This window comes from Comamonas sp. 7D-2 (assembly GCF_022749555.1).
Classification (GTDB): Bacteria; Pseudomonadota; Gammaproteobacteria; order Burkholderiales; family Burkholderiaceae_C; genus Comamonas; species Comamonas thiooxydans.
On record NZ_CP094238.1, the window covers coordinates 5,225,653 to 5,249,835 of the forward strand.

Sequence of the window (24,183 nt, forward strand, 5' to 3'; positions counted from 1 at the left end):
CCTCACTGAGCCTTGGTGGTGGCCGGGATCTGGTCCAGCTTGTTCACAGGCGGGCCCGAGAACGTGGTCTTGAAGCTGCCGATGGCGCGCATGTCGATCTCGAGCAGGAATGGCCCCTTCTTGCCCCAGGCGCCTTCCAGCACCGCAGGCAGCTCGTCGAGATGGCTCACGCGGGCATGGGGCAGCTTGATGGACGCGCACAGCTGGGCGTAGTCGGGCGTGTGCAGCTCCACATAGCAGCGGCGGCCGCCGTAAGAGGCGTCCTGGATGTTCTGGATCACGCCATAGCGCTGGTCGTTCATCAACACGATCATGGTGTCGCACTCTTCCTGCACCAGAGTGGCGAGCTCGCCCAGGTTCAGGATGAAGCCGCCGTCGCCGGCCAGGCCCAGCGTCTTGCGGCCCGAGCCGCTTTCGGCCGCGCCGATGGCCGCGCCAATGGCCATGGGCATGCCCATGCCGATGCCGCCGCCCGTGGCGTGCACACCTGCGTTGGGCTCGAAGAAGCGCAGCTCGCGGTTGCCCCAGGTGCTGTTGGAGACGGTCACGTCACGCACCCAGTTGAAGTTGCGGCCCACGGCCTGCTGCAGCTGCTGCACCAGGGCGCTGTAAGGGCCCAGGCCGTCGCGCATGGTGGCCACGACTTCGTCGTGCACCTGGCGCAGGTCGGCCAGCAGCTCGGGATCGGCCCGGTAGCCGCGCGCTTCCAGGCGGTCGGCCAGGCCGTTCAGGGCCAGGGCCGAGTCGCCGCAGACAAAACCGTCATCCATATAGCAGCGGCCCTGCTGAGCGGCGTCCACATCGATGCGCAGCAGCGGGCGCGGCAGCTTGAGTTCGTACTTCAGCGTCTCGTTGCTGCGCAGGCGCGTGCCCACGGCCAGCATGGCGTCGCAGCGCTGGTAGAAGGCCTCGACGGGCTTCTGGATGTTGTAGGCGCCCAGCGATGCGGGATCGTCCTCGGGCACGATACCGCGGCCCTGGCCGGTGCTGACGATGCCGAAGCCCATGGCTTTGAGGCGCTGCACTGCGGCAACGGCATGGCGGGCGCCGCCGCCCAGCCACAGCAGCGGGCGCCTGGCCTTGGCCAGCTGGTCGGCCAGTGCATCGAGCGCGGTCTCGCTCGGTGCCAGCACAGCCACCGGCAGCGGCGACAGATCGGCCGGCATGTCTATCAGCGCCTGCTGAATGTCGATGGGGATCTCCACGCTGACCGGGCCCGTGGGGGCCGTCATCGCGGTCTGCACCGCAGCCTTGAGCGTGGACAGGCAGGTCTCTGCGCTCAGCACGCGGAAGGCGGCCTTGGAGACGGACTTCAGCATGGTCAGCTGGTCCGGTGCCTCGTGGATGTACGACAGCTTCTTGTCCAGGTACTGGGTCTCGATCTGGCCCGTGATATGCAAGAGCGGCGTGCCGGCCGTATAGGCTTCCACCAGGCTGCCGGCGATATTGCCCGAAGCCGGGCCGGTGCTGGTGATGCACACGCCCAGGCTGGAGGTGGAACGCGCGCAGGCGTCGGCCATATTGCCGGCGCCTGCCTCGCCGCGCGCCATCACAAAGCGCACCTTGCCGCGTGCAAACATCGCGTCGAGGATGGGCATGTTGTGGATGGAGATCACCCCGAAGGCGGCCTTCACGTCGCAGTGCTCGAGGAATTCGGCAATGACGGCGCCGACGGTGATTTGGGTTGCGTTAGGCATGGCGGGAAAGGCCTCCGGAAACATCGATATGGCTGCCGGTCGTGTATGACGACAACGGCGTGGCGAGATAGAAAATGGCGCGCGCGGCTTCGGCGGGTGATCCCAGGCGGCCCAGCGGAATGGACTTCTTGGAGGCCAGCTCGGCGCTCCACTGCTCCCAGGTCTGGCTGCGGTCCTCGCGGGCATCGAAGCGGCGGCGCCACTGGCCTGACTCGATGAGGCCGACCAGGATGCCGTTGACGCGCACGCCCTTGGGCGCGAACTCGGTGGCCATGGAGCGCACCAGGTTCTTGAGACCGGCGCGCGCCGCCGAGGTCGCGACCATATGCGGCTCCGGCTGGGAAGCCAGCAGCGAGTTCACACAGACGATGGCCGAGCCTTCGCCGCGCTCAAGCTGTGGCAGAAAGGCGCGCGTGGGATGCAGCACCGAGAAGAACTTCAGGTGCAGCTCTTCGGTCCAGGCTTCGTCGCTGGTGTTCTCGAAGGTGGAGACACGTCCCTGACCGGCGTTGTTGATGAGGATGGAAGCCGGGCCCAGAGCCGCTTCGCTGGCGCGGGCGAACTGCTGCACCTGCCCGGCATCGAGCACGTCGCAAGCCTGGGCGAACAGGCGCGCGCTGGCCTCGGGATGGCGCTCCAGCAGTTGCTTGACGGCCTGCTCCAGGCGCTCTGGATTGCGGCCGCACAGGGCCACGCGTGCGCCCTGGGCCAGCAGCAGCTCCACCGTGGCCAGGCCTATGCCCGAAGAGCCGCCGGTGACGACGGCCGTCGCGTCGAGTGTGAAATCATGCATGGCCGCCTCCTGCGCGCCTTGAAGTGATGGACAGAACCTGCGCGCTGGATTGCGGCCGGTAGTTGAGCAGCTCCGACAGTTCGGTGGCCGCCGCACAGACACGCGGCACCAGCTCCGTCTGGCGCTCGAGGTCGATCTGGGCCGAGGCCAGGGTCACCCCAAGGGCTGCGATGACTCGACCGCTGTGATCGCGCACGGGCGCCGCGATGGTGGAGATCGAGCTTTCGTAGAAGCCCGCACCGGCCACATGGCCACGCTCGCGATCGGACTGAACCAGGTCGAAGAGCTCGATCACGGTCCTGGGCGTATTGGGCGAATGGCCTTCCAGTTGCTCTTCGGGATAGAGGGCACGCAGCTCCGGCAGCGACAGGTCGGCCAACAGGATGCGACCCAGCAGCGTGGCATGGGCGGGCAGCCGCGTGCCCACGCGCACCGAGCTGGTCAGCGGTGTCGGCGGCGTGACCTTGGCCACATAGACGATGTAGCGGCCGTCGCGCACCACGATGTTGCAGGGGAAGCGGATTGCCTCGCACAGCCGCGCGATCACGGGCTGGCCCAGCTCGGTCAGGTCCATGGAGGACAGGAACTCGAAGCCCAGGCGCAGCACGGACAGGCCCAGCCGGTAATCGTTGCCGCCCTCGGCGCGCTGCAGAAAGCCCATGCTCTCCAGCGTGTTGAGCATGCGGAACACTGTGGCGCGCGGCAGCTGCAGGCGGCGCGCCAGCTCGGGAGCGCCGAGCGTGGCGTTGCCGCGACCGAACTCCTGCAGCAGGCGCAGGCCGCGCTCCAGCGCGGGCACCATGTACTTGTCGGAGCCGCCGTCGGCGGAGACGTTGTCGTTGTCGCTCATGGGGCGCTCAGTTCATGACGAAGCCGCCGTTGACGGGCAGCACCTGCCCCGTCACGAAGCGCGCACCGTCCGACAGCAGATAGGACACGGCACCCGAGACATCCTCGGGCCCTTGCTCGCGCTGCAGCGCGCGCTGGTCGATGTAGAGGCGATGACGGTGCTCAGGCACGTACTCGGTGGCCTCGACCAGCACCAGGCCCGGAGCCACGGCATTGATGGTGATGGCATCCGCGCCCAGCTCGCGCGCCATGGAGCGCGTCATGGCCATCACGGCGCCCTTGCTCGCCACATAGGCCATCAGGTTGGGAGCGCCCCACATGGCGGTGTCGGAAGCCAGATTGACGATGGCGCCGCGCCCGCTGTCCTTGAGCGCCGCACGGCAGGCACGGGTCATCAGCCAGACACCACGCACATTGACGTTCATCACCTGATCCCACTTTTCCAGGGCGATGTCGTCCATGCCCTTGCCGCCGGAGTCCGTCACGGCCGCGTTGTTGACCAGGCCGTCCAGACCGCCGAGGGTCTGCACGGCCTGCTGTGCGCACTGTTCTATGGAGGCCGGGTTGCTCGCATCAAAGGCGATGCCGTGAGCCTCGAAGCCCATGGCGCGCAGCTTGGCAACGGCTTCGCTCAGCAATTCGGCGCGCAGATCGGCCAAGACGAGCTGTGCCCCCTGTTGGCACAGCGTCTGAGCAAAAGCAAAACCCAGGCCGCGGGCAGCGCCGGTCACAAGGATCCGGCGCCCAGCGAGCTGACCGGTGGAAGGCATGGTGTTGAGGGTCATCTTAAACCTTGTTTGTTTCAAATATGAAATGACACTTTTTTCTTGAAACAAGACTGCAGTTTAGTGAGCTTCTTTTGAGTCAATACCCGGAGAAACCCGTAGTCAGCACACCACAGCGACATACGGGCGTAAAAAAACCGCGACAAGCGCGGTTGAAAGGAAAACGGGGCAACAAAAGGTATCCGGCCTGCAGTTGTCGGCAGGCTGGATCGAAGTCATCAATATCAATAGCTTATAGCGCCTATTAGTGAATGAGTTCAGGCTTAAAACACCTTAAAACACCTTAAAACTCATATTTATCAATCGTTTACAGCTATTAAAAGATTAGCAAACAGCCTGCTTCTTCGCGGGCGTCTGGCGCAGAAAGTCCAGCACCACGCGTTGCGCGTAGCGGCTTGCCACCGTGCGCACGAAATCCGAAAAATCCACATGGGCGCTGTCGTCCGCCCGGTCCGAGATGGTGCGCATTGCAGTAAACGGCGTGCCGTAATCCAGGCAGGTCTGGGCCACGGCAGCGCCCTCCATCTCCACGGCCAGCACGGCATGGCCGGCGGCCTCCAGATCGGCTCTGAGCTGTGCGCTAGCCTGGCGCGAGCTGACAAACTGATCGCCGCTGGCAATCAGGCCCTCATGGACGCGGGCCGAAGCATACGAAGCCACGATGCCGGAGCGCAGTGCCGAGTCGGCGGCCTGCACCAGTCTGTCCGTCGCCGCTTCGTCGCAGGCCAGGGTGCTGCGACCGTAGCCGGGCAACTGCCAGCGCGGAAAGATCGGCGAGGCATCCATGTCATGCTGCAAAAAGCTCCGCGCGATCACCACATCGCCCACGTTCACATCCGCGCCGATGCCGCCCGCCACTCCGGTGAACAGAATGCCGCGCACGCCAAAGCGCTCGATCAGCGCGGCGGTGGTGGTGGCGGCGGCCACCTTGCCTATGCCCGATAGCGCGCAGACCACCTCATGCCCGTGCAGCCGGCCCAGCCAGAAGTCGCGTCCGGCATGGCGCAGGCATTGCATGTCCTGCATGGCGTCGACCAGGCCGTGTTGTTCTTCGGCAAGAGCGCTGAGAATGGCAAGCGTCATGGATGGGGATACTCCGAACATGGGCCTCTAGGCCCTGGTGAAAGCACAAAAGAAAGCACAAAAGCGGCACTGGGCCGCTTTTGTGGGAAGCGCAAGAGGCGCGATTAGAGCATGACGGTTTACTGCGCCACGATATTGTGGCTCTTGACCACGGGTGCCCACAGCGCGGTCTCCTTGCGGATCAGCTCGCCAAAGGCATCGCCCTTGACCACCCAGGGGGTCATGCCCTGGGCCTTGAGCTGGTTCTGCGCGGCCTGGGTCTTCATGACCTTGTCGATGTCCTCGGCCAGCTGCTTGACCACTTCGGGCGGTGTGTTCTTCGGAGCCAGCACGCCATACCAGGACGAAACGGCAATACCCGGAACACCAGCCTCCGCCAGTGTCGGCACATTGGGCAGGAAGCTCGAGCGCGTGGCATCGGTCACGGCCAGGGCGCGTAGCTTGCCCGACTGCACATGGGGCAGCACGGTGGGCATGTTGGCGATCAGCATGGGGATGGTACCGCCCAGGGCATCGTTCAGGCCCTGCCCCGAGCCCTTGTAGGCCACGTGCATGATGTCGGCACCCGACTTGTCCTTGAACAACTCGCCGGCCAGGTGCAGGCTGGAGCCCACGCCGGGCGAGGCATAGCTGATCGAATCGGGCTTGGACTTGGACAGTGCCACCAGCTCCTGGATGGTCTTGGCTGGTACCTGGGGATTGACGACGATGACATTGGCCGCACGCCCCATGGAGGCCACGGGCACGAAGTCGCCGAACACGTTGTAGGGCAGCTTGGGCATCAGCGTGGGATTGATGGTCAGGTTGCCCTGAGGCACGACCAGCAAGGTATGGCCATCGGGCTTGGCGCGCTTGACCATGTCGATGCCGATGTTGCCGTTGGCACCGGGGCGGTTGTCGACGATGGAGGCCTGCTTGTACTCCTCAGTCAGGCCCGTGGCCAGGATGCGGGACAGGATGTCCACCGCTCCGCCGGCGGGGAACGGCGCAATGATGGTGAACTGACCGCTGGACAGCTGTTCGGCGGCACTGGCAGCGAAGGCCGGGGATATGGCGGCGGGGAGCGCAGCGGTGCAGGCCAGCGCCAGGCAGGACTTGAGGAAGGCGGAACGTTGCATGGTCTTGTCTCCTGGGAGAACGGAAATTTCAAAAAGGCTAAAGGCCGATGCGCCTCAGGCTTGATGCAGCGCAAAGGCCGGCGGGCAAAGACATGACACCATGGATGCCATGCTCAGATGGGTGGTGCTGGCGCGCACTTTTGCAAACACGCAAGCAAGACCGATGCCACCGGCACGGCACATGGCTGGAACGGGTCAGTACCGGGTTAGATGGCCAGGGAAGCCACGTTGTTGAGCACGGCGCGCACCACGCTGTACACGGTCAGCGCCGAGGTCTTGGGGTTGGCCGCCAGCGGCTTGCCGCGCATGGTCAGTTCCATCGCACCGAATGCACCCCGCGCCTCGACCTGGTGCACGTTCTCCTGAACGGCAGGATCGGCAAACAGACGCACCATGGTCTTGTCCAGCCCCAGTCCGGCCAGCGACAAGGTGGCCGCCACATTCGCATTCTTGGGATAGAGCTGTGCGGCCTCGCGCGCCGAACCCTCGAAAATGCAGAAGGCCTCGGTCAGGCCGTCCAGATCGCAGACCTGCTCGGCCGGGGTGCCGCTCCATGCCTTGGGCGGCTTGCGGCCCGTATAGAGCACCGTGTCCAGGCCGCCGACACGCGCCGCAGCCAGGGCATCAATGCCGCCGATGGCGCCCGACAACAGCTGGGCCTGCGTCTTGCCGGTCTCGGCCGCAGCCTGTACGCGCTCGGCCATGCCCGGTGCGCTCAAGGCACCTATGGATGCGATGACCGCAGGAATGCCGCGCGCCAGCGCCGGCAGCACATGCTCCTCTATGGCTGCATGACCTGCGCATTCCACGAGAAGATCCGGCACCGCATCGCCGGGCAGGGCCTGCAGCAGCTGCGCCTGTGGCGCCAGGCGGGCAGCCGTCTCGCGCACGGCTGGCGTGATCTCGGGAACCAGTACCCAGCCCACTTGCAACCGGGTATCTCCGCTCAACAGCTCCAGCACACTGGAGCCAATCGCGCCGCAGCCAATCAAAGCAATATTTTTCATCTCTAGCCTCCTGAAAAATGCGCTGGCCCGGCGTGATCGGGGTCAGCGCAAATGGTCCGGGTGCTGCTGGCGCAAATGGGCGGACAGAGTCTCTGCCGCCTGCTGCACCTTCTGCACCCAGAGCTGGGTTTTTTCGGGCCCCAGCTCGGTAAACGGAATGGCCATGGCCAGCCCCGCAACCACCTGCCCGTCTGCGGCGCGCACCGGCGCTGCAATACTGGAAACGCCAGGCTCGTAAAAGCCCTCGCCCATGGCATAACCACGCTCGCGATCCTCGGCCAGCAGGCGCAGCAGCTCGTCGACATTGCGCGGCGTGCTCTCGGAGAACTGGGGCAGTTCCTCGCCGCCAAACACCGAGCGCAGCTGCGCGCCGTCCATGTCATGCAACAGGGCTCGTCCCAGCACCGTCGCATGCGCCGGCAGACGCGAACCCACGCGCACAGCGCCCTGGAATGCTCCGGACGGAGTGACGCGTGCCACATAGACCACGGAAGTGCCGTCGCGCAATGCAAGATTGCTGGTCATGCCCAGCTCATCGCACAAGGCCTGCAGCACAGGCTCGGCCAGTTGCGCCAGCGGCTGGGTGGACAGGTAGTCATAGCCCAGGCGCAGCACGGCCAGACCGAGCCGGTATTCGGTGCCGCTGCGCTGCAGATACCCCGAGTTTTCAAGCGTGGTCAACATGCGAAACACCGTGGAGCGCGGCAGCTCGAGGCTGCGCGCCAGCTCGGGCGCGCTCCAGACCGGTTGCGCCGGGCCAAAGCAGGCCAGCAGGCGCAGTCCTCGGTCCAGAGCTGGTACGGTGTAACGGTCTTGTTCGTTGGTTGAAATCTCGGAGGTTTCGCTCATGGCAATCAGCTGGTATTGGGGCAATAGCTTTGGTTCAACAAAGATGCCAGCCTATGCGCGACCTCCATTGGTTGTTCCACGGGTGAAGCATGACCGGCAGCCGCAAGCGTACCGTAGTGCGCGCCCAGCATTTCGGACCAGGACTTGCAAGCTGCAGGTGTAGTCACCACATCGTGCTCGCCGACCCAAACCTCGACCGGCATGTCAAGCCTGCCCCGTGCCTGTGCCAGATCGCTGCCGCAAAGCAGCTCGACCGCCTGCGCATAGCCCTGCGGCTGCATGCGCGCCGTATTCCAGCGCACCCATGCACGCACGACTTCAGGAGCCTCGGAGGACACCAGACGCTGGTCGATGACGGCCGCCAGACCGGCGACGCCCTTCTCTGCCAGAGCCGCCAGCCGGCCCTCGCGCACCTTGGCCTGCTGCTCGGCCTTGGCCTCAGCGCCGTAGCCGCCCGCCGGGCTGATGAGAACCAGTTGCTCGACCAGTCCTGGTGCGGCCATGGCAGCCAGCCTGGCTGCCATCAGGGCGCCCAGCGAGTGCCCGACCAGAATGCAGCGCCGCACGCCCAGCACCAGCAGCGACTGGGCCAGCGCCTGCGCATAGTCGGCATCGGCAGGCGCCGACTGTGCCAGCGGCGTCGACACGCCATAACCGGGTGCATCCCAGGCCAGGACACGCACTTTGTCAGCCAGCTGCAGCGCCACATCCAGCCAGGATGCAGCCCCGGAGCTGATGCCATGCAGCAGCACCACCGCAAAGTCGGAGCTGGCGTCGCCTGCCTCACGCCAGGCGACCTGGGCGCCCTGGGGAAGCTTCACCAGCCGCTCGGGAAAACCGGTCTGCAGCAGCTGCAGTTTCAGCGACAGCAAATCCTCGTGCATGACGAAGCTCAGCGCTTGATCTTGGCCAGAGGATGCTCGGGCGGATAAGTCGGAGTGACGGGCTTTTTAGCGCCCAGCATCACGCACATCAGCGCATCCTCATCACCGACATTGATCTCTTCGCGGTAGACGCCGGGCGGCACCGAAACCACATCGCGATCGGTCAGGATGGTCTCGAAACGCTCGCCGTCCTTTTCCAGCACCAGCTTGAGCTTGCCGCGCATCACGAAGAACACCTCTTCCACATCGGTGTGCAGATGCGAAGGGCCTTCATGGCCGGCAGGAATCACCATGGTGGAGAAGGTGAAGTTTTCCGACGGAATGGTGTTGCTGTCGGAGGCCACGCCCGTGCCGCCCGTGCCGATGTAACGCATCTGGCCGCGGCGGTATTTGGGATCAAAGTCGGCCTGGAACTTCAGGGCATCGAAGTCGTACTTGCGCGTGGCAAAGCGCGCAATGCGTGTGCTCATCCAGTCTTCAAAGCTGGAGCCCTCGGGGCGATCCCAAGTACGGGCGCTGTTGTCTTGTGCGATCTCGCTCATATGTCTCTCCTGAAACCGTTGTAGAACACAAAAAGCGATTTGCTTTTTGTTTTACTAATAAAACCAGGTTCATTTGGCGAAACAATTATAAGAAGACTTGCCCGATATCAACAAGCACATTTCCTTGTTGCTGCGGTGGAGACAGGTATCGGTGTGGCGTTTTGCTCCCGGCTCACACAGGCACGAGCCTGAAAACAGGCATAAAAAAAGGAGCGCCAAGCGCTCCTGTGAACTCGCCTTGAAGGACAAGATGAAAAACTCTCAGGCGTCGCGCAGCTCCCGGCGCAGGATCTTGCCCACGGGAGTCTTGGGCAGATCGGTGCGAAAGACGATGTGGCGCGGACGCTTGTAGCCGGTCAGATTGGCTTGGCAGTAATCGCGAATGGCCTGCTCGGTCAGTGCCGGGTCTTTCTTGACGACGACGAGCTTGATGGCCTCACCGGACTTTTCGTCGGGCACGCCGACCACCGCGCACTCCAGCACGCCGGGGCAGTTGGAGACCACGTCCTCGACCTCGTTGGGGTAGACATTGAAGCCGCTGACGATGACCATGTCCTTTTTGCGGTCCACGATCTTCACAAAGCCGCGCTCGTCCATGGTACCGATGTCACCCGTGAGGAAGTAGCCATCGGCCGTCATGACCTTGGCGGTTTCGTCGGGGCGCTGCCAATAGCCGGCCATGACCTGCGGGCCCAGCACGGCGACTTCACCGGGCAGACCCGGCTCGCTCACGTCCTGGCCGTCGCTGCCGACCAGCTTCACATAGGTGCTGGGCAGGGGCACACCTATGGTGCCCGAGTAAGCCGTGGCCGTGACCGGATTGCAGGTCACCGAGGGACTGGTCTCCGAGAGGCCGTAACCCTCGCAGATGGGGCAGCCGGTCTTCTTGAGCCACAGCTCGGCCACGGCACTCTGCACGGCCATGCCGCCGCCCACCGAGACCTTGAGGTGGCTCCAATCCACGGTGCCGAAGTCGGGGTGGTTGGCCAGTCCGTTGAACAAGGTGTTGACGGCCGGAAAGCTGTGGAAACGATGTCTGGACAGCTCCTTGAGCGTGGCCTTGAGATCGCGCGGATTGGGAATCAGCACGGTCTTGCCGCCAGTACGCATGGCCAGCATCATGTTCACCGTGAACGCGAAGATGTGATAGAGCGGCAGCGCGCAGATGCTGGTGGGCTGTTCGCCGGCCGGCACCTTCTTCATGGCAGGCTCGTTCCAGGCTTCGGACTGCAGCACGTTGGCGATGATGTTCCGGTGCAGCAGCACAGCACCCTTGCTCACGCCGGTGGTGCCACCCGTGTATTGCAGCAGCGCCATGTCGTCGGCCTTGAGCACCGGCGCGTTCAAGGTCGCACCACGCCCCTTGGCCAGTGCATCCTTGAAGCGCACGGCACCGGGCAGGCTGAAGGGCGGCACCAGCTTCTTGACGGAGCGCACCACGTAATTGACCAGCATGCCCTTCAAAAGCCCCAGCTCGTCGCCCATGGCACAGAGCACGATGTGCTGCACGGCGCTGCCATGCATGCCATCCTGCAGCGTCTTGGCGAAGTTCTCGATGATGACGATGGCCTTGGCGCCCGAGTCCTTGAGCTGATGCTCGAGCTCGCGTGCCGTGTAGAGCGGGTTGACGTTGACCAGTACATAGCCGGCACGCAGCACCCCGGCCACGGCCACCGGGTACTGGGGAATATTGGGCATCATCAGCGCCACACGGTCGCCGCGCTGCAGCCCCAGGCTTTGCAGATAGGCGGCAAAGAGCTTGCTCTGCGCATCGACCTGGGCGAAGGTCAGCTCCTTGCCCATGAAGGAATAGGCCACCTTGTCGGCATGCTTGGCAAATGCCTCTTCCATCAAGGCCACCAGCGATGGATACTGGGACGCATCGATGTCCGCAGGAACTCCCTCTGGATATGCATTCAGCCAAGGACGGTCACTCATTCTTCTGTCTCCGTGTCTTATCGTCTGATCCGGCCATTGTGATAAAAAGCACGATCGTTCGATACTGTAGTAACCCTAGGAAACAAGCCGGGTCACCTTGGTAACAGAAGTCAAAGCCCATGAAAAAAGCCCGCAGGCACCAGGCTGCGGGCTTTGAGTGTTTTCAGCCTCCAGTGCTTACTGGAAAAGCGCTGACAGCTATCAAACTTGAGTTCACTTGACCAGCTGGGCCAGATCGCCGGCGGCGTACTTCTTGGCCATTTGCTCCAGGCTGTAACCCTTGATCTTGGCACCCTGGCCTTCGCAGCCGAACTCGATGTAGCGGGCCTTGCAGACTTGCTTGGCCGCTTCGCGTGCAGGCTTGAGCCATTCGCGGGCGTCAAACTTGTCGGGGTTCTCGGCCAGGAACTTGCGCACGGCGCCGGTCATCGCCAGACGGATGTCGGTGTCGATATTGATCTTGCGCACGCCGTACTTGATGGCTTCCTGGATCTCTTCCACGGGCACGCCGTAGGTTTCCTTCATCTTGCCGCCGTACTGGTTGATGATGGCCAGCAGCTCCTGGGGCACGGAAGAGGAGCCATGCATCACCAGATGGGTGTTGGGGATGCGGGCGTGGATTTCCTTGACGCGCGAGATCGCCAGGATGTCGCCTGTGGGCTTGCGGCTGAACTTGTAGGCGCCGTGGCTGGTGCCGATGGCGATCGCCAGCGCATCCAGCTGGGTGGCCTTGACGAACACGGCAGCTTCTTCGGGGTCGGTCAGCATCTGGCTGTGGTCCAGCTTGCCCTCGGCACCGATGCCGTCTTCTTCGCCGGCTTCGCCGGTTTCGAGGTTGCCCAGGCAGCCCAGCTCGCCTTCCACGGTGGCGCCGATCTGGTGGGCCATGGCCACCACCTTCTGGGTCACGTCCACGTTGTAGTCGAAGGACGAAGGTGTCTTGCCGTCGCTCATCAGCGAGCCGTCCATCATTACCGAGCCGAAGCCCAGGTTCAGCGCGCCCTGGCAGACTTCAGGCGTGGTGCCGTGGTCCTGGTGCATCACCAGGGGGATGTGGGGATACATCTCGGCAGCCGCCTGGATCAGGTGCTTGATGAAGGGCTCACCGGCGTACTTGCGGGCACCGGCGCTGGCCTGCAGGATCACGGGCGCGCCGACTTCGTCAGCCGCCGACATCACGGCCTGGACCTGCTCCAGGTTGTTCACGTTGAAGGCGGGGATGCCATAGCCGTTTTCAGCAGCATGGTCCAGCATTTCGCGCATCGAGATCAAAGGCATGGTGGGTTCCGTTCAAAGTTTTGAGAGGCAACGCCCCCGGCGATGAATCACTGCAGTGCGCCGCACGACAGCTGTGGCCCGGGGAAAGACCAGCGGCCACACTTCGGTAACCGCTTAGTAACCGGGCATTTTAACCGGCTAGCGGTAATTCCATGCGATAGCAGGTGGTGAAGCCTTGCGGCGCCTCGGCCACCATGAAGCGCCCGCCATGGGCCTGCATGACACGGCTGACGATTTCATGACCCAGATGCAGGCTGTCCACGGGCGGCACATGGTCCGGTGCGGCATCACGTCGGCCGTCATCGCAGACCTGCACCCAGGCCCGTTCCTGGACGCTGTCAAGGCCGGCCTGCACCTCGATCTGCGTGCCCGTCGGCGTGTGGCGCACGGCGTTTTCCACCAGATTGCGCAGGGCCGAATCGAGCAGCAGCGCATTGCCGCGCACCGGCAGCTCCTGCGGGGCGTCCACGGAGATCATGTCTTCACGCTGCCAGGCATGCTGGGCCTGCGCCGCCGCCACATTGCGCACCACATCGGCCCAGTTCACGGTCTGCAAAGGCGCATCCAGCATGCCGCGTCCAGCCCGGGCCAGGGTCAGCAACTGATCGAGCACATGGCCGGCATGCAGGGCGTCCTGACCGATGCGCTGCAGCGCGGCCTGCATGACAGCGGTATCGGCCTGCCCCTCCGTCTTCAGCGCCTGGGCCTGCAAAGCGATGGAAGCCAGCGGCGTGCGCAGTTCATGGGCCACTTCATTGGCCAGATTGCGCTCGCGCTCCAATGCCTCCTGCTGGCGGTCGAGCAAGGTGTTGATCGAGCTGACCATGGGCGAGAGCTCGCGCGGCACATGGGCATCGGAGAGGCGCTGGTCACGGCCCAGATCCAGCGCCTCCACGCGTTGCGTGAGCTGATTGAGAGGACGCATGCCGCGGCGCATGGCCACACCCAGCGCAATCACGATCACGGGCAGCAGCCAGAATCCCGGCTCTATCATCTGCATGGCGATGTCGTCGGCCAGACTGTCGCGCTCGGCCAGGTCGATCATCACCGTGACCTTGGCAGTTTTGTCGTGGCTCCACTGGGTATAGCTGCGCCAGGCCTTGCGTTCATCCGCACCAATCGTGGCAAAGCCCTGCTCGATGTCGAAGTCCGGCAAGGGCGCCTGTCCGGTGCGCGATATCAGCAGGCCTTGCGCATTCCAGAGCACCACGCTCAGCGACTCCTGATAGTCGTGGGCGTGCAGGCCTGCAGGCGGCTGGACAGCCGTGGTCTCTCCGGCCGGCACATCGTCCTGCACATGCCAGTTCAAGGTCAGCGCGGCCACTCCGGCCAGGTGTCCGTCGGTCAGCTCATCGGCCTCGTGCACTCCGGTCTGGTAGCCCCAGATGACGAAGCTGCCCCAGACCAGCGCCAGCGCGCCCAGCATCCAGGCCAGCAGATTCAGCTGCAGCGAGCTGCGGCGCATGCCGGTCTGCGGCATGGCCTTCATTCCTGCTCCTGCGGCATGAAGTAGCCCACGCCGCGCATGGTCACAATGATCTTCTGGCCCAGCTTCTTGCGAAGATGGTGGACATAGACCTCCACGGCATTGCTCTCCACCGTATCGCCCCAGCTGTAGAGATGCTCCTCGATTTGCGGGCGCGACAGCACCCGCCCGCGCGCAAGCAACAAGGCCCAGAGCACGGCAAATTCGCGCGGTGATACCTCCACCTTCTGCCCCGCCTGCCTGATGGTGCGGGTAGCCGGGTCCACCTCCAGATCTGCATGGCGGATCACCGGCGATGCCTGACCGGCCGCGCGGCGCATCATGGCGCGCAAGCGTGCCTCCAGTTCGTCCATGTCAAAGGGTTTGACCAGATAGTCATCGGCGCCCAGATTGAGCCCCGCGACCCGGTCCTGCACCTGATCGCGTGCCGTGAGGATCAGCACCGGCGTGGCCGGATCGGGCAGTTGCGGCGCACCGGGCCGTCCTGTCTGCAGACGCAGGCGGCGCACGACCTCGCTGCCATCACCGTCGGGCAGACCCAGGTCCAGCAACACGGCATCGAAGCGCTCGGCACTCAGGGCATGCCAGGCCTCGGCCACGCTGGCGCACACGTCCACCGCATAGCCGCGCTGCATGAGATTGGTTCGCAGCCCTGCTGCAATGCCTTCGTTGTCTTCGACCACCAGAATTCGCATGCACGCATTGTGCGCGGCAATCCGCAATCCGCTCAACTGGCTGGTCAACGCCGGCAACCACCTCCCCTGATCGCTCATGGGCTTGACATCCGCAAGCCAGCATTTCGCTTTAACATCGGCCACCTTCCATTGCCGCAATCTGCCGCAGCGCCTTCATGTTCTTCTTCGATCCATTTCTGTTTGCGCTGTTCAATGCCGATGCCCAGACGCACTGGTTCAGCATCCAGCTGGCACGTGCACTCTCGGCCTGGTTGCCCAATCTCAGCGGCATTCTTGTCCTCATCGCCCTGGTGTTCGGCTCACCGGCAACACGCCGCACCATGTTGATGCTGCTGCTGTCCATGGCCACGGCCTGGCTGATCGCCAGACTCATACGCTGGGGCTTCCCGGCCCCGCGCCCGTTCCAGCTCAATCTGGGTACGCTATGGATTCAGCATGGAGGACGTGCCGGCTTTCCCAGCCTGCATGCCAGCGGAGCCTTTGCCCTGGCCATGGCCCTCAGCCTGGGCGCAACCCGCCACCGCAAGCCGCTTGTCTGGCTAGCCTGGATAGCCGCCATCGGCATCGCCTGGAGCCGCGTCCATCTGGGGGTGCACTTTGCGTCCGATCTGATGGCCGGCGCGCTGGTAGGCATCAGCGGCGCGCTCATCGTCTGGCACATCGCCTTCCAGCTGCGCCGCCGCCGTCATCTGCGCGTCGTGCCGCATCTCAAGCGCCTGCGCGGCGCATGGGCGGCCCAGGGCTGAGCCTGCTCTTAAGCGCTTGTTAAGCAGCGCTTTCTATCGTGGCGGACATGAAGTCGTCCGCCCCCTCGCGCCCCCTCCCTCCTCTTCGCCAAGCCTCCGCTCCAGCCCTGCTGAGCTGGACTGTCATTGCCCTGGCTTGCGTACTGGCCTGGGACATGAGCAGCCTTGACATGCCCATGGCGCACTGGTTTGGCAGCAGCCAGGGCTTTGCCCTGCAGAACGACTGGTTCATGGTCAACATTGCCCATGAAGGTGCGCGCAAACTGGCCTGGGCCATCGTCATGGGGCTGAGCCTGATGATCTGGTGGCCCATAGGCTGGATGCGAAAAGTGTCTTACCCACGCCGGATACAACTGGTCGTGGGCGCACTGGTCTCGCTCATCATCATGGCGCTGATGAAACGCATCAGCGTGACCAGCTGCCCCTGGGACCTCGCCGACTTCGGCGGCGTGGGCCACTATGTCTCGCACTGGGCCTGGGGTGTCATAGATGGCGGTGGCGGCCACTGCTTTCCGGCCGGTCATGCCTCGGCGGGCTTTGCCTTCATCAGCGGCTACTTCGCGCTGCGCCACGAGCTGCCGCGCACTGCATGCCTGTGGCTTGCCGCTGCCCTTGCGGTCGGTATGGCCCTGGGTCTGGCGCAGCAGATGCGCGGTGCCCACTTCATGAGCCACACGCTGTGGACCGCCTGGCTGTGCTGGACGGCCAGCTGGTTTTGCGATCTGCTGACCACCCGCCGCCTGGCGCACCAGACACCGGCGGATGCAGCCCTGCCCCTCGACGAGCTGCTTGCCCAGGACTGAGCGCAGCACACACGCAAAGGCCATTCATGCTGCTTATCGATGCCCCCGTATTTCACTTTCTGAATGCCAACACCCAGAGCCCGCTGTGGTGGATTCAGGCCTCGCGCTTCGCCTCCAACTGGTTGCCCGGCCTGTGCGCCCTGCCCGTGATTGCCGCCATGCTGGCGCTTGGCAAGGGCTGGCGGCGCAGCCTGCAACTGGCCTTGCTGTCAATGGCATGTGCCTGGGTGGCCTGCCGTCTGATTCGCTGGGGCCTGCCCATGCCCAGGCCGGCGCAACTGGGCATGGGCATGCAGTGGATAGCACATGGTGCCAGCGCCAGCTTTCCCAGCATGCACGCCGCCGGCGCCTTTGCCCTGGCTCAGGGCATCAACCTGGGAGTGGGCAGACACCAGCGCTGGCTGGTTGTTGTCGCATGGCTTCTCGCCACCAGCGTGGCACTGAGCCGCGTGGTGCTGGGCGTGCATTTCCCTTCGGACGTTCTGGCCGGCATGCTGGTCGGTGCCGCCAGCGCCGTGCTGGTCTGGCGCAGCGCCCTGCAGATCCAGCAAGCCCGGCGTCGCAAACAGCTCAAGCGCCGCCTGCAACCCCTGCTCGGCTGATTCACGCTCTCAAAACAAAAGCTGCCAGCGCTTATGCATAAAGCGCTGGCAGCTTTTTTGATGAGGCATGCTTCAAGTCAGAGACATCAAGCAAGAGCCGCCTCGCAGCGAAGATGCCGTCCCCCTCGGGGGGAAGCGGCATAGCCGCTCAGGGGGCTCACTCCACCCTGCAGATCTTAAGCATATTGGTACCACCGGGCTGGCCCATGGGCTCTCCGCAGGTGATGGCGTAGACATCACCGGACTGCACGATGCCGCGGGCCAGCAAATGGCCCTTGGCCTGGTCCAGCGCCATGTCGCGCTCGGCGCTGGTGTCCATCAGCAGAGGGCGCACGTTGCGGTACAGCGCCATCTTGCGCTGCGTGGCCAGCTTGGGTGTCAGAGCGTAGATGGGAATATGGATGCGATGACGGCTCATCCACAGCGCTGTCGAGCCGGAGTCGGTCAGCGCCACGATGGCCTTGGCACCCAGGTGATGAGCGGTGAACAGCGCGCCGATGGCGATGGCCTGATCGGTACGCTTGAACTGGCTGTTGCTGAAGTCGGCATCCTTGACGCGGTCTTCGGCCGCTTCCGCAGCGGCGCAGATGGCGGCCATTTCGCGCACGGTTTCCAGCGGGTACTTGCCGGCAGCGGTTTCGGCGCTCAGCATCACGGCATCGGTGCCGTCCAGCACGGCATTGGCCACGTCGCTCACTTCGGCACGGGTGGGCACGGGGTTGGTGATCATGGACTCCATCATCTGGGTCGCGGTGATCACCACCTTGTCCATGTCGCGCGCCATGCGGATCATCTTCTTTTGCAGCGCGGGCACGGCAGCATTGCCCACTTCCACGGCCAGATCGCCACGGGCAACCATGATGCCGTCGGAGACCTTGAGAATCTCTTCCAGGCGCGGAATGGCCTCGGCACGCTCGATCTTGGCGATCAGGCCGGGCTTGTGGCCGTACTGGGCAGCGGCCACATTGCAAAGCTGGCGCGCCATTTCCATGTCGGTGGCGTTCTTGGGGAAGCTCACGGCCACGTAGTCGGCCTGGAAGGACATCGCGGTCTTGATGTCTTCCATGTCCTTGGCGGTCAGTGCGGGAGCCGTCAGGCCGCCACCTTGCTTGTTGATGCCCTTGTTGTTGGACAGCTCGCCACCCAGCTTGACGACGGTGTGTACCTCTTCACCGCGCACTGCGTCCACGGTCAGCACGATCAGGCCGTCGTTGAGCAGCAGCACATCGCCGGCCTTCACGTCACGGGGCAGCTCCTTGTAATCAAGGCCCACGCCGTTGATGTCGCCCAGTTCGGTGCGCGATGCATCGAGCACGAAGCGCTCGCCGGGCTCGAGCATGACCTTGCCCTCGGCAAACTTGCCGACGCGGATCTTGGGACCCTGCAGGTCGGCCATGATGGCCACTTCGCGGCCTGCACGCTGGGCAGCCTCGCGCACCATGGTGGCACGGTCGATATGGTCCTGCGCCTTGCCATGGCTGAAGTTCAGGCGCACGACGTTCACGCCTTCGCGCACCATTTGTTCAAGCAGTTGCGGATCGCTGGAAGCGGGGCCCAGTGTGGCGACGATCTTGGTAGCACGACTCACTTGCATGAAATGTCTCTCTCGCGATGGAATGTAATCGGGTTTCAATTCTGGCACGAATGCGGTTACATGACTGCATCTTGCACGCGGCTGCCGCACCCGACAAGCCAGCCAAAGGGCCGCAAAAACAGTAGCTGCCTACGCATGCCCATTATTGAACTCAGGTCATATCAAGCATGAAATGTTTATATTTCAAGCGCTTGCAGCTACTGATTCAGAAGCATAAGAGCGAAACTCGCGCCCGAATCGGCGCGCCTGCTGCAGCGCATCAAAGACCGCGTCGAAACAGTTTTGCCCGGCAGGTTCAAATGTGCAGGCCTCAGATCAGTCCGTGCGAGAGCAGATAGGTCACCACATGCGTGAGCATGGCGGCCTCAAGTCCGTAGCGCCAGAACATGATGCCCGCCAGCAACCCGTAGACGCTTTCACACACCAACAGCTGCAGTACGACCGGCGCCGACAGCTCGCCGACCACGGTCCAGCCCAGAAACACCGGAATGCAGCCGGACAGCAAGGCAGCCAATGCAATCGCCGCCCAGCCCAGCCGCCAGTCCGGGCGCTGCCTGGGGCTGCCAAAGGCCTTCCACAGCAGCCACATCACGGCGCTCAGCATGCCAAGACGCAACAGCAACTCTTCGGTAATCGCGCCATAGAGCAGCTTGGGCCATAGCGGCAGGCCGTAGACCGGGTCCACAAAAGACATGCTCTCGGGCCAGACCACGGCCAACGTCACCAGCCAGGCCGCGCCGATCACGCCGCCCGCCACGCCGGGCAGGCTCAGCACGCGCATGCCGCGCCAGGGCATGCGCCCCTCGGCCACGGCATGAATCAATGGTGCGCTCAAGCCCAGCCTCGGGCCCAGCCGGACCCCGAGGCCCACGCTCAGCGCCAGCAGGACGCTCAACCCCGCCGTCGCGGCCCAGCCGACCACAATGTCTGAGCCGCCACTGGCCAGAGCGGCCAGCCAGGCAGGCGGCGTCGTCCAGGCCAGCGCCACCACGCCTGGCAGACCCAGCAACCAAAGCAGCAAGCCCATGCGCGCGGCAGACTGTGGCCTGGCCGCAGCGCGATGAGACAGGTGGGTAAAGGTCTGCGGCATGATGAACCCTGGCTCAGGCCTCTCAGTCACGCATCAACGCTTCGATCTCGTCGGCCTTGACCGGCACGCCGCGGGTGATGAGCTCGCAGCCGGTCTCGGTGACGATGGCATCGTCCTCGATGCGGATACCGATGTTGTGGAACTGCTCGGGCACGCCGGGCGCAGGACGCACATAGATGCCCGGCTCTACCGTCGTGACCATGCCGGGGCGCAGGATGCGGCTGGGGCGATTGGCAATGGTTTCGCCCGAGATCGGGTCCTTGCGCTCGCTGACCACGCCCAGCTCGCTGGGTTCCACATAGCTGCCGCAGTCATGCACATCCATGCCCAGCCAGTGGCCGGTGCGGTGCATATAGAACTGGAAGTAGGCACGCGACTCGATCACATCCTCGGCCGTGCCGTACTTGGTACGGTCCAGCAGCCCCAGGTCCAGCATGCCCTGGGCCAGCACGGCCACGGTGGCGTCATGCGGGTCGTTGAAGCGCTTGCCGGCCCTGGTGACGGCAATCGCCGCTTCCTGGCTGGCCAGCACCAGGTCGTACAGCGCACGCTGCGCCCCGCTGAACTTGCCGTCGGCCGGGAAGGTGCGCGTGATGTCGCTGGCATAACCATCCAGCTCGCAGCCCGCGTCGATCAGCACCAGCTCGCCCGCGCGCACCGGCGCCTTGTCGGCCTGATAGTGCAGCACACAGGCATTGGCACCGGCGGCCACGATGGAGCCGTAGGCCACGTACTGCGAGCCATGCTGGCGGAACTCGTGCAGCAGCTCGGCGTCCAGATGGTATTCGCGCACCTCCTCGCCATTGCGGATCATGCGGGCCGAGCGCTGCATGGCACGCACATGGGCCTGGGCACTGATCTGCGCGGCGCGGCGCATGATGTCCTGCTCGTGCGCGTCCTTGACCAGACGCATTTCATCGAGCAGCGCACAGGCATCGCCCTGCTGTGTGGGACAGAGCACGCCAAAGCGCGAGCGGGCGCGCACCTGGCTGAGCCAGCCTTCGACCTGCTCGGCCAGGCCCTTGTGGGTGGCAAAGGGGAACCAGACGCGCTCACGGTTTTCCAGCAGGCGCGGCAGGCGGGAATTGATTTCATCGCTGGAGAACGCCTGAGCCATGCCCAGCTTGGTCTTGGCAGCCTCGGGACCCAGGCGATAGCCGGTCCAGACCTCGCGCTCCAGATCCTTGGGCTGGCAGAACAGCACGCTCTTGCCGTCGCTGGTCAGCACCAGGCAGGCATTGGGCTCGGAAAAGCCCGTGAGGTAGTAGAAGTAGCTGTCGTGGCGATACAGATACTCGGTATCGCGGTTGCGATGCAGCTCGGGAGCCGTGGGGATGATGGCGACACCGCCGTCGCCCAACTGGGCGGCCAAGCGTGCGCGGCGTTGGGCATATACAGAAGTCATGGGCATATCGTAATGCTGGCCGGGCATCTGTACATCAGCTTACATCTGCGGATGTCAGCTATTGCGCTCCTACCCTTGTGCCGGTCTGAATCCCGGCGGCCAGCAGCGCCATCGCATCACCGGGCACCAGGGCCTCGGGCTGACTCGCGCGCCAGCCCGACCAGAGCAGGCTTGCCCCGGACAGAATCAGCAGGCCGCAGACCAGCCATTCCACCAGCCTTTTGGGCCAGGCGGGCGGATGTCTGGCACTCCACCAGGTCACGCCTGTGACGACAGGAAAGGCCAGTGCCGTCCAGCCCATGACCGCCCAGTTCAGTTGCCCCTCCACAGCCACCATGGCAGCGCGCAGCAAGGAGCAGGAGACAAACATGGCAAACAGGCAGTGGCGCACCAGCATGCGATCCAGCGGCTGACGGTAGAGGTGATAGACCATGGGCGGGCCGGGTGTGGCAAACAAGCCACCGAGCAGCCCCGACGACACGCCGGCCACCCACATCGAGACAGGGCCCGAGGGCTGGTCCAGCGCCTTCTTCTGCATCAGCAGCAACATGGCGCACAGCACGATCACCAGGCCCAGCAGCATGCGCAGGCCGTTGAGCGTATTGCCGCTGAGCCAGTGCAGCAGCAGCACCCCGCCGACCACGCCCAGCACGCTGCTGATGAGCATGGGCTTGAGCATGACCCAGTCCGGCTCGAAGCGGTAGGCGCGCATATAGCTGATGCCGTTGATGATGGACAGCAGACAGGCCACATTGGCCGCATCGGCAATATTCATCAGGCCCGTGGCCCCTGCCACGCCGACAAAGATCAGTCCGAACGCGAAGCCCGTGAGGTTCTGGCAGAACGCGGCCAGCCCCACCAGAGCCATGAAGAAAACGATTTGCATGCACTCACCCGATGACGGCCACAAGAGGAACTGTGGATTTGCATCCGGTTGCGCCAGTCAGAAAACTAAAAAGCATAGCAGACGCTTGCCATGACAAGCATTCGTGCAATCCACAGAGAAGCGCCTCAACTCATAGCTTCGTGCGCATTGCTGGCATAAGTTCCAAAGCAGTTTAGGGAGTAAGTATTTTCATCTGCTGCGCCGACCACTCGACCAGCTCGCCACGCTGCGCATGCCAGCCCTGGGGCGCGAAATCCGGCCAGTGGCAAAGCAGCTCGCGGGTTGGCATATCCCAGAGCCAGCTCTGCCCTTCGCCCACCACCAGCAAGCGACCGTTCACGCAGTGCAGATATCGGGCGCGCGGCAGGCCAGGCATGGGCCAGAGCTGGCCGGCATGGCCTTCCTCGGGCACAGGCGCATGGATATCGAAGATCACCACGCCCGGCGCATGCAGACAGTCGCCAAAGCCGTCGTCATCCCAGTTGCCGACGTTCCAGATCGCGACGCGCGAGTCATCCAGCCACACGCAGGGCTGGTCCCAGCCCTCGCCCTGCGCCAGCCGCTTGCGCGAGGGGCCGTCCTCGGACTCCCAGCGATTGCCATCCAGCCAGGCCGGCAGCGACCACACGGCGGGAATGCCCACGGGCGCCCAAACCCAGCCGTCGTCCAGCAGCCATTGCTGCGAAGGGCTGGGCAGAAGACGGCCATGAAAATAATCCAGATAGTGCGGCTGCTCGAACGCCATCCCGTCGCGCTCGGTCAGGTTCTCGCCCGTCGCGCAATCCATGGCATCAAGCCGGTTCCACTGCGTGCGATGAATCAGCACATCGCGGCCCTGGTGCTGGACAAATGCGATGGAAAAAGGCACGGTCCTGGGGTGGTAGTCGCCCCCAAAAAGCTGCACGACGCGCTCGCCCGTACACAAATTCACCAGCACGCCAAATGTGCCTCCATCATCTGCAATCACCGCATAGTCGCCACTGATTGCGCAATGCACCTTGAAGCCATGCTGCCAGTGCGGCGTAGGCGGTGTCGGCTCTGGCAAATCCAGCTGCGCCAGTTGCTGGCTCCGGCCGCTTGGCAGCTTCAACGCATGCAAGCCGCCGTCCCCGGTCAGCAGCAGCAACTGGCCCCAGCCAGCCTGCGCAGTGCAGGCGTGGACGATGTGCGGGCCTTGCCAGTCGATGCTGCGTGCGCTCATGTCTCAGCCCTGATTCAGCTCGGCCAGTCGCTCGGGCGTGCCCACATCGACCCAGCGACCGGTGTAGAGCGAGGCCCCCACGCGGCCGTCCTGCATGGCGCGGCGCAGCAGCGGGGCCAGCGGGGCGCGCAGGCCTTCAGGGTTTCCGGGCTGCACATCGAACCACGGTGCTGCAAACAGCTCGGCTTTCAAGAGCGCAATCGTGCTGTAGGTATAGCGCGGGCGTTCGTCGTCGGCAGGCAGATCCAGCGCCTTGCCGTCCTCGCTCAGACCGAAGTCGCCACGCGGATTGTGTGCAGGATTGGGCACCAGCCACAGATGGGCCAGTTCATCGCTGTGCGCAAACGCCTGGGCATCCTGCACCGCAAAGCAGAAATCCGGCGCATAGACATCGCCCGCGGCCAGCCAGAAAACCCGGCCCAGCTGAGGCAGGGCGCGGCTGATGCCGCCAGCGGTCTCAAAGGCTTTCTCGGGTTCCTCCGAATAGGAAAGCGCTAGCTTCGCGCTCGCGCGCCCATCGGGTTGCGGCACGAATTCATCGCCGAAATACGCGGGAATCTGCGCCCCCAGCCAGCCGGTATTGATGACGGCTCGCGACACGCCCGCAGCCTGCAGCGCCTGCAGGTGCAGCTGCAGCAGCGGCACGCCCTGCACCTTGAGCAACGGCTTGGGCGTGATATCGGTCAGAGGCCGCATGCGCTCGCCCCGGCCTGCGGCCAGCAGCATTGCAGGGGGTTGCACCAGGAGGGGGGCAGCGTTTTCTACAGTCATTGCAATCAGCTTTTCAACACGGGTTGAGGTGTAGCAGACACCTGTTTCTGGGGTTGCACTGTAGAGCATTGACCCGCATCC

General features: G+C 64.1%; 23 protein-coding genes. 3 read left to right on the plus strand and 20 right to left on the minus strand.

Annotation, left to right across the window (positions count from 1 at the left end; translation table 11 throughout):
• Positions 1 to 2: 2 nt before the first annotated feature.
• The 14 genes from MPZ60_RS24075 to MPZ60_RS24140 all read right to left on the minus strand — a co-directional run bounded on the left by MPZ60_RS24075 (position 3) and on the right by MPZ60_RS24140 (position 15,004).
• The gene (locus MPZ60_RS24075) at positions 3 to 1,697 is read right to left on the minus strand and encodes a thiamine pyrophosphate-binding protein (RefSeq protein WP_034351504.1); all 1,695 of its coding nucleotides are present in this window, start codon (positions 1,695 to 1,697) and stop codon (positions 3 to 5) included.
• Positions 1,690 to 2,490: an SDR family oxidoreductase gene (locus tag MPZ60_RS24080; RefSeq protein ID WP_034350820.1), complete on the minus strand. Its 801-nt coding sequence runs from the start codon at positions 2,488 to 2,490 to the stop codon at positions 1,690 to 1,692. The genes MPZ60_RS24075 and MPZ60_RS24080 overlap by 8 nt, the downstream gene beginning before the upstream one ends.
• Positions 2,483 to 3,340 (minus strand): IclR family transcriptional regulator, encoded by an 858-nt coding sequence (locus MPZ60_RS24085; protein ID WP_034350821.1) that lies wholly within the window; start codon positions 3,338 to 3,340, stop codon positions 2,483 to 2,485. The genes MPZ60_RS24080 and MPZ60_RS24085 overlap by 8 nt, the downstream gene beginning before the upstream one ends.
• Positions 3,341 to 3,347: 7 nt before the next feature.
• The gene (locus tag MPZ60_RS24090) at positions 3,348 to 4,124 is read right to left on the minus strand and encodes an SDR family oxidoreductase (RefSeq protein ID WP_034350824.1); all 777 of its coding nucleotides are present in this window, start codon (positions 4,122 to 4,124) and stop codon (positions 3,348 to 3,350) included.
• Between the two features lie 324 nt (positions 4,125 to 4,448).
• The gene (locus MPZ60_RS24095; protein ID WP_034350827.1) at positions 4,449 to 5,207 is read right to left on the minus strand and encodes a 5'-methylthioadenosine/adenosylhomocysteine nucleosidase; all 759 of its coding nucleotides are present in this window, start codon (positions 5,205 to 5,207) and stop codon (positions 4,449 to 4,451) included.
• 119 nt (positions 5,208 to 5,326) lie between these two features.
• Positions 5,327 to 6,325: a tripartite tricarboxylate transporter substrate binding protein gene (locus MPZ60_RS24100; RefSeq protein WP_034350829.1), complete on the minus strand. Its 999-nt coding sequence runs from the start codon at positions 6,323 to 6,325 to the stop codon at positions 5,327 to 5,329.
• Positions 6,326 to 6,531: 206 nt separating this feature from the next.
• Positions 6,532 to 7,332 carry an aspartate dehydrogenase gene (locus tag MPZ60_RS24105; protein ID WP_034350831.1) on the minus strand — a complete coding sequence of 267 codons (801 nt, stop codon included), beginning with the start codon at positions 7,330 to 7,332 and terminating at the stop codon, positions 6,532 to 6,534.
• A 42-nt stretch (positions 7,333 to 7,374) separates the two neighbouring features.
• Positions 7,375 to 8,181 (minus strand): IclR family transcriptional regulator, encoded by an 807-nt coding sequence (locus tag MPZ60_RS24110; RefSeq protein WP_034351506.1) that lies wholly within the window; start codon positions 8,179 to 8,181, stop codon positions 7,375 to 7,377.
• Between the two features lie 5 nt (positions 8,182 to 8,186).
• A complete protein-coding gene (locus MPZ60_RS24115) occupies positions 8,187 to 9,065 on the minus strand; it encodes an alpha/beta fold hydrolase (RefSeq protein ID WP_034350832.1) in 879 nt (292 codons plus the stop codon).
• 8 nt (positions 9,066 to 9,073) lie between these two features.
• Positions 9,074 to 9,607 carry a cupin domain-containing protein gene (locus MPZ60_RS24120; protein WP_003072476.1) on the minus strand — a complete coding sequence of 178 codons (534 nt, stop codon included), beginning with the start codon at positions 9,605 to 9,607 and terminating at the stop codon, positions 9,074 to 9,076.
• 261 nt (positions 9,608 to 9,868) lie between these two features.
• Entirely contained in the window at positions 9,869 to 11,545 is a 1,677-nt protein-coding gene (locus MPZ60_RS24125) for a long-chain-fatty-acid--CoA ligase (RefSeq protein WP_034350834.1), read from the minus strand.
• Between the two features lie 213 nt (positions 11,546 to 11,758).
• Positions 11,759 to 12,823 carry a class II fructose-bisphosphate aldolase gene (fba, locus tag MPZ60_RS24130; RefSeq protein WP_004340312.1) on the minus strand — a complete coding sequence of 355 codons (1,065 nt, stop codon included), beginning with the start codon at positions 12,821 to 12,823 and terminating at the stop codon, positions 11,759 to 11,761.
• Between the two features lie 130 nt (positions 12,824 to 12,953).
• Positions 12,954 to 14,312 (minus strand): histidine kinase dimerization/phospho-acceptor domain-containing protein, encoded by a 1,359-nt coding sequence (locus MPZ60_RS24135; RefSeq protein WP_080746046.1) that lies wholly within the window; start codon positions 14,310 to 14,312, stop codon positions 12,954 to 12,956.
• Entirely contained in the window at positions 14,309 to 15,004 is a 696-nt protein-coding gene (locus MPZ60_RS24140) for a response regulator transcription factor (protein ID WP_034350838.1), read from the minus strand. The genes MPZ60_RS24135 and MPZ60_RS24140 overlap by 4 nt, the downstream gene beginning before the upstream one ends.
• Before the next feature lie 155 nt (positions 15,005 to 15,159).
• On the opposite strand from MPZ60_RS24140, the gene MPZ60_RS24145 reads away from it, so the two are divergent.
• The 3 genes from MPZ60_RS24145 to MPZ60_RS24155 are packed head-to-tail and all read left to right on the plus strand — an operon-like array spanning position 15,160 to position 17,155.
• Positions 15,160 to 15,750: a phosphatase PAP2 family protein gene (locus MPZ60_RS24145; RefSeq protein WP_003072465.1), complete on the plus strand. Its 591-nt coding sequence runs from the start codon at positions 15,160 to 15,162 to the stop codon at positions 15,748 to 15,750.
• A gap of 47 nt (positions 15,751 to 15,797) precedes the next feature.
• The gene (locus MPZ60_RS24150) at positions 15,798 to 16,553 is read left to right on the plus strand and encodes a phosphatase PAP2 family protein (RefSeq protein WP_034350841.1); all 756 of its coding nucleotides are present in this window, start codon (positions 15,798 to 15,800) and stop codon (positions 16,551 to 16,553) included.
• 26 nt (positions 16,554 to 16,579) lie between these two features.
• Positions 16,580 to 17,155, plus strand: coding sequence for a phosphatase PAP2 family protein (locus MPZ60_RS24155; RefSeq protein ID WP_034350844.1), 576 nt, complete (start codon positions 16,580 to 16,582; stop codon positions 17,153 to 17,155).
• A 157-nt stretch (positions 17,156 to 17,312) separates the two neighbouring features.
• On the opposite strand, the gene pyk is transcribed toward MPZ60_RS24155, so the two are convergent.
• The 6 genes from pyk to MPZ60_RS24185 all read right to left on the minus strand — a co-directional run bounded on the left by pyk (position 17,313) and on the right by MPZ60_RS24185 (position 24,102).
• Positions 17,313 to 18,749, minus strand: a complete 1,437-nt coding sequence (gene pyk, locus MPZ60_RS24160) for a pyruvate kinase (protein WP_004340286.1) — start codon at positions 18,747 to 18,749, stop codon at positions 17,313 to 17,315.
• A gap of 310 nt (positions 18,750 to 19,059) precedes the next feature.
• Entirely contained in the window at positions 19,060 to 19,839 is a 780-nt protein-coding gene (locus MPZ60_RS24165; RefSeq protein WP_034350846.1) for a CPBP family intramembrane metalloprotease, read from the minus strand.
• Positions 19,840 to 19,861: 22 nt separating this feature from the next.
• Positions 19,862 to 21,271, minus strand: a complete 1,410-nt coding sequence (locus tag MPZ60_RS24170; protein WP_034350856.1) for an aminopeptidase P N-terminal domain-containing protein — start codon at positions 21,269 to 21,271, stop codon at positions 19,862 to 19,864.
• Positions 21,272 to 21,302: 31 nt separating this feature from the next.
• Positions 21,303 to 22,130, minus strand: a complete 828-nt coding sequence (locus MPZ60_RS24175; protein ID WP_034350862.1) for a TSUP family transporter — start codon at positions 22,128 to 22,130, stop codon at positions 21,303 to 21,305.
• Between the two features lie 172 nt (positions 22,131 to 22,302).
• Positions 22,303 to 23,331, minus strand: a complete 1,029-nt coding sequence (locus MPZ60_RS24180) for a hypothetical protein (protein WP_034350863.1) — start codon at positions 23,329 to 23,331, stop codon at positions 22,303 to 22,305.
• A gap of 3 nt (positions 23,332 to 23,334) precedes the next feature.
• Positions 23,335 to 24,102: a nucleotidyltransferase family protein gene (locus MPZ60_RS24185; protein WP_052052938.1), complete on the minus strand. Its 768-nt coding sequence runs from the start codon at positions 24,100 to 24,102 to the stop codon at positions 23,335 to 23,337.
• Positions 24,103 to 24,183 lie beyond the last annotated feature (81 nt).

Coding starts and splice junctions, on each gene's coding strand:
- MPZ60_RS24125 (WP_034350834.1), bottom strand. CDS start 11,545: ATGAGTGACCGTCCTTGGCTGAATGCATATCCAGAGGGAGTTCCTGCG.
- MPZ60_RS24075 (WP_034351504.1), bottom strand. CDS start 1,697: ATGCCTAACGCAACCCAAATCACCGTCGGCGCCGTCATTGCCGAATTC.
- MPZ60_RS24120 (WP_003072476.1), bottom strand. CDS start 9,607: ATGAGCGAGATCGCACAAGACAACAGCGCCCGTACTTGGGATCGCCCC.
- MPZ60_RS24150 (WP_034350841.1), top strand. CDS start 15,798: ATGAAGTCGTCCGCCCCCTCGCGCCCCCTCCCTCCTCTTCGCCAAGCC.
- MPZ60_RS24135 (WP_080746046.1), bottom strand. CDS start 14,312: ATGAAGGCCATGCCGCAGACCGGCATGCGCCGCAGCTCGCTGCAGCTG.
- MPZ60_RS24140 (WP_034350838.1), bottom strand. CDS start 15,004: ATGCGAATTCTGGTGGTCGAAGACAACGAAGGCATTGCAGCAGGGCTG.
- MPZ60_RS24100 (WP_034350829.1), bottom strand. CDS start 6,325: ATGCAACGTTCCGCCTTCCTCAAGTCCTGCCTGGCGCTGGCCTGCACC.
- MPZ60_RS24095 (WP_034350827.1), bottom strand. CDS start 5,207: ATGACGCTTGCCATTCTCAGCGCTCTTGCCGAAGAACAACACGGCCTG.
- MPZ60_RS24080 (WP_034350820.1), bottom strand. CDS start 2,490: ATGCATGATTTCACACTCGACGCGACGGCCGTCGTCACCGGCGGCTCT.
- MPZ60_RS24180 (WP_034350863.1), bottom strand. CDS start 23,331: ATGAGCGCACGCAGCATCGACTGGCAAGGCCCGCACATCGTCCACGCC.
- MPZ60_RS24165 (WP_034350846.1), bottom strand. CDS start 19,839: ATGCCGCAGACCTTTACCCACCTGTCTCATCGCGCTGCGGCCAGGCCA.
- MPZ60_RS24110 (WP_034351506.1), bottom strand. CDS start 8,181: ATGAGCGAAACCTCCGAGATTTCAACCAACGAACAAGACCGTTACACC.
- fba (WP_004340312.1), bottom strand. CDS start 12,823: ATGCCTTTGATCTCGATGCGCGAAATGCTGGACCATGCTGCTGAAAAC.
- MPZ60_RS24185 (WP_052052938.1), bottom strand. CDS start 24,102: ATGACTGTAGAAAACGCTGCCCCCCTCCTGGTGCAACCCCCTGCAATG.
- MPZ60_RS24170 (WP_034350856.1), bottom strand. CDS start 21,271: ATGCCCGGCCAGCATTACGATATGCCCATGACTTCTGTATATGCCCAA.
- MPZ60_RS24115 (WP_034350832.1), bottom strand. CDS start 9,065: ATGCACGAGGATTTGCTGTCGCTGAAACTGCAGCTGCTGCAGACCGGT.
- MPZ60_RS24145 (WP_003072465.1), top strand. CDS start 15,160: ATGTTCTTCTTCGATCCATTTCTGTTTGCGCTGTTCAATGCCGATGCC.
- MPZ60_RS24090 (WP_034350824.1), bottom strand. CDS start 4,124: ATGACCCTCAACACCATGCCTTCCACCGGTCAGCTCGCTGGGCGCCGG.
- MPZ60_RS24155 (WP_034350844.1), top strand. CDS start 16,580: ATGCTGCTTATCGATGCCCCCGTATTTCACTTTCTGAATGCCAACACC.
- MPZ60_RS24085 (WP_034350821.1), bottom strand. CDS start 3,340: ATGAGCGACAACGACAACGTCTCCGCCGACGGCGGCTCCGACAAGTAC.
- pyk (WP_004340286.1), bottom strand. CDS start 18,749: ATGCAAGTGAGTCGTGCTACCAAGATCGTCGCCACACTGGGCCCCGCT.
- MPZ60_RS24105 (WP_034350831.1), bottom strand. CDS start 7,332: ATGAAAAATATTGCTTTGATTGGCTGCGGCGCGATTGGCTCCAGTGTG.
- MPZ60_RS24175 (WP_034350862.1), bottom strand. CDS start 22,130: ATGCAAATCGTTTTCTTCATGGCTCTGGTGGGGCTGGCCGCGTTCTGC.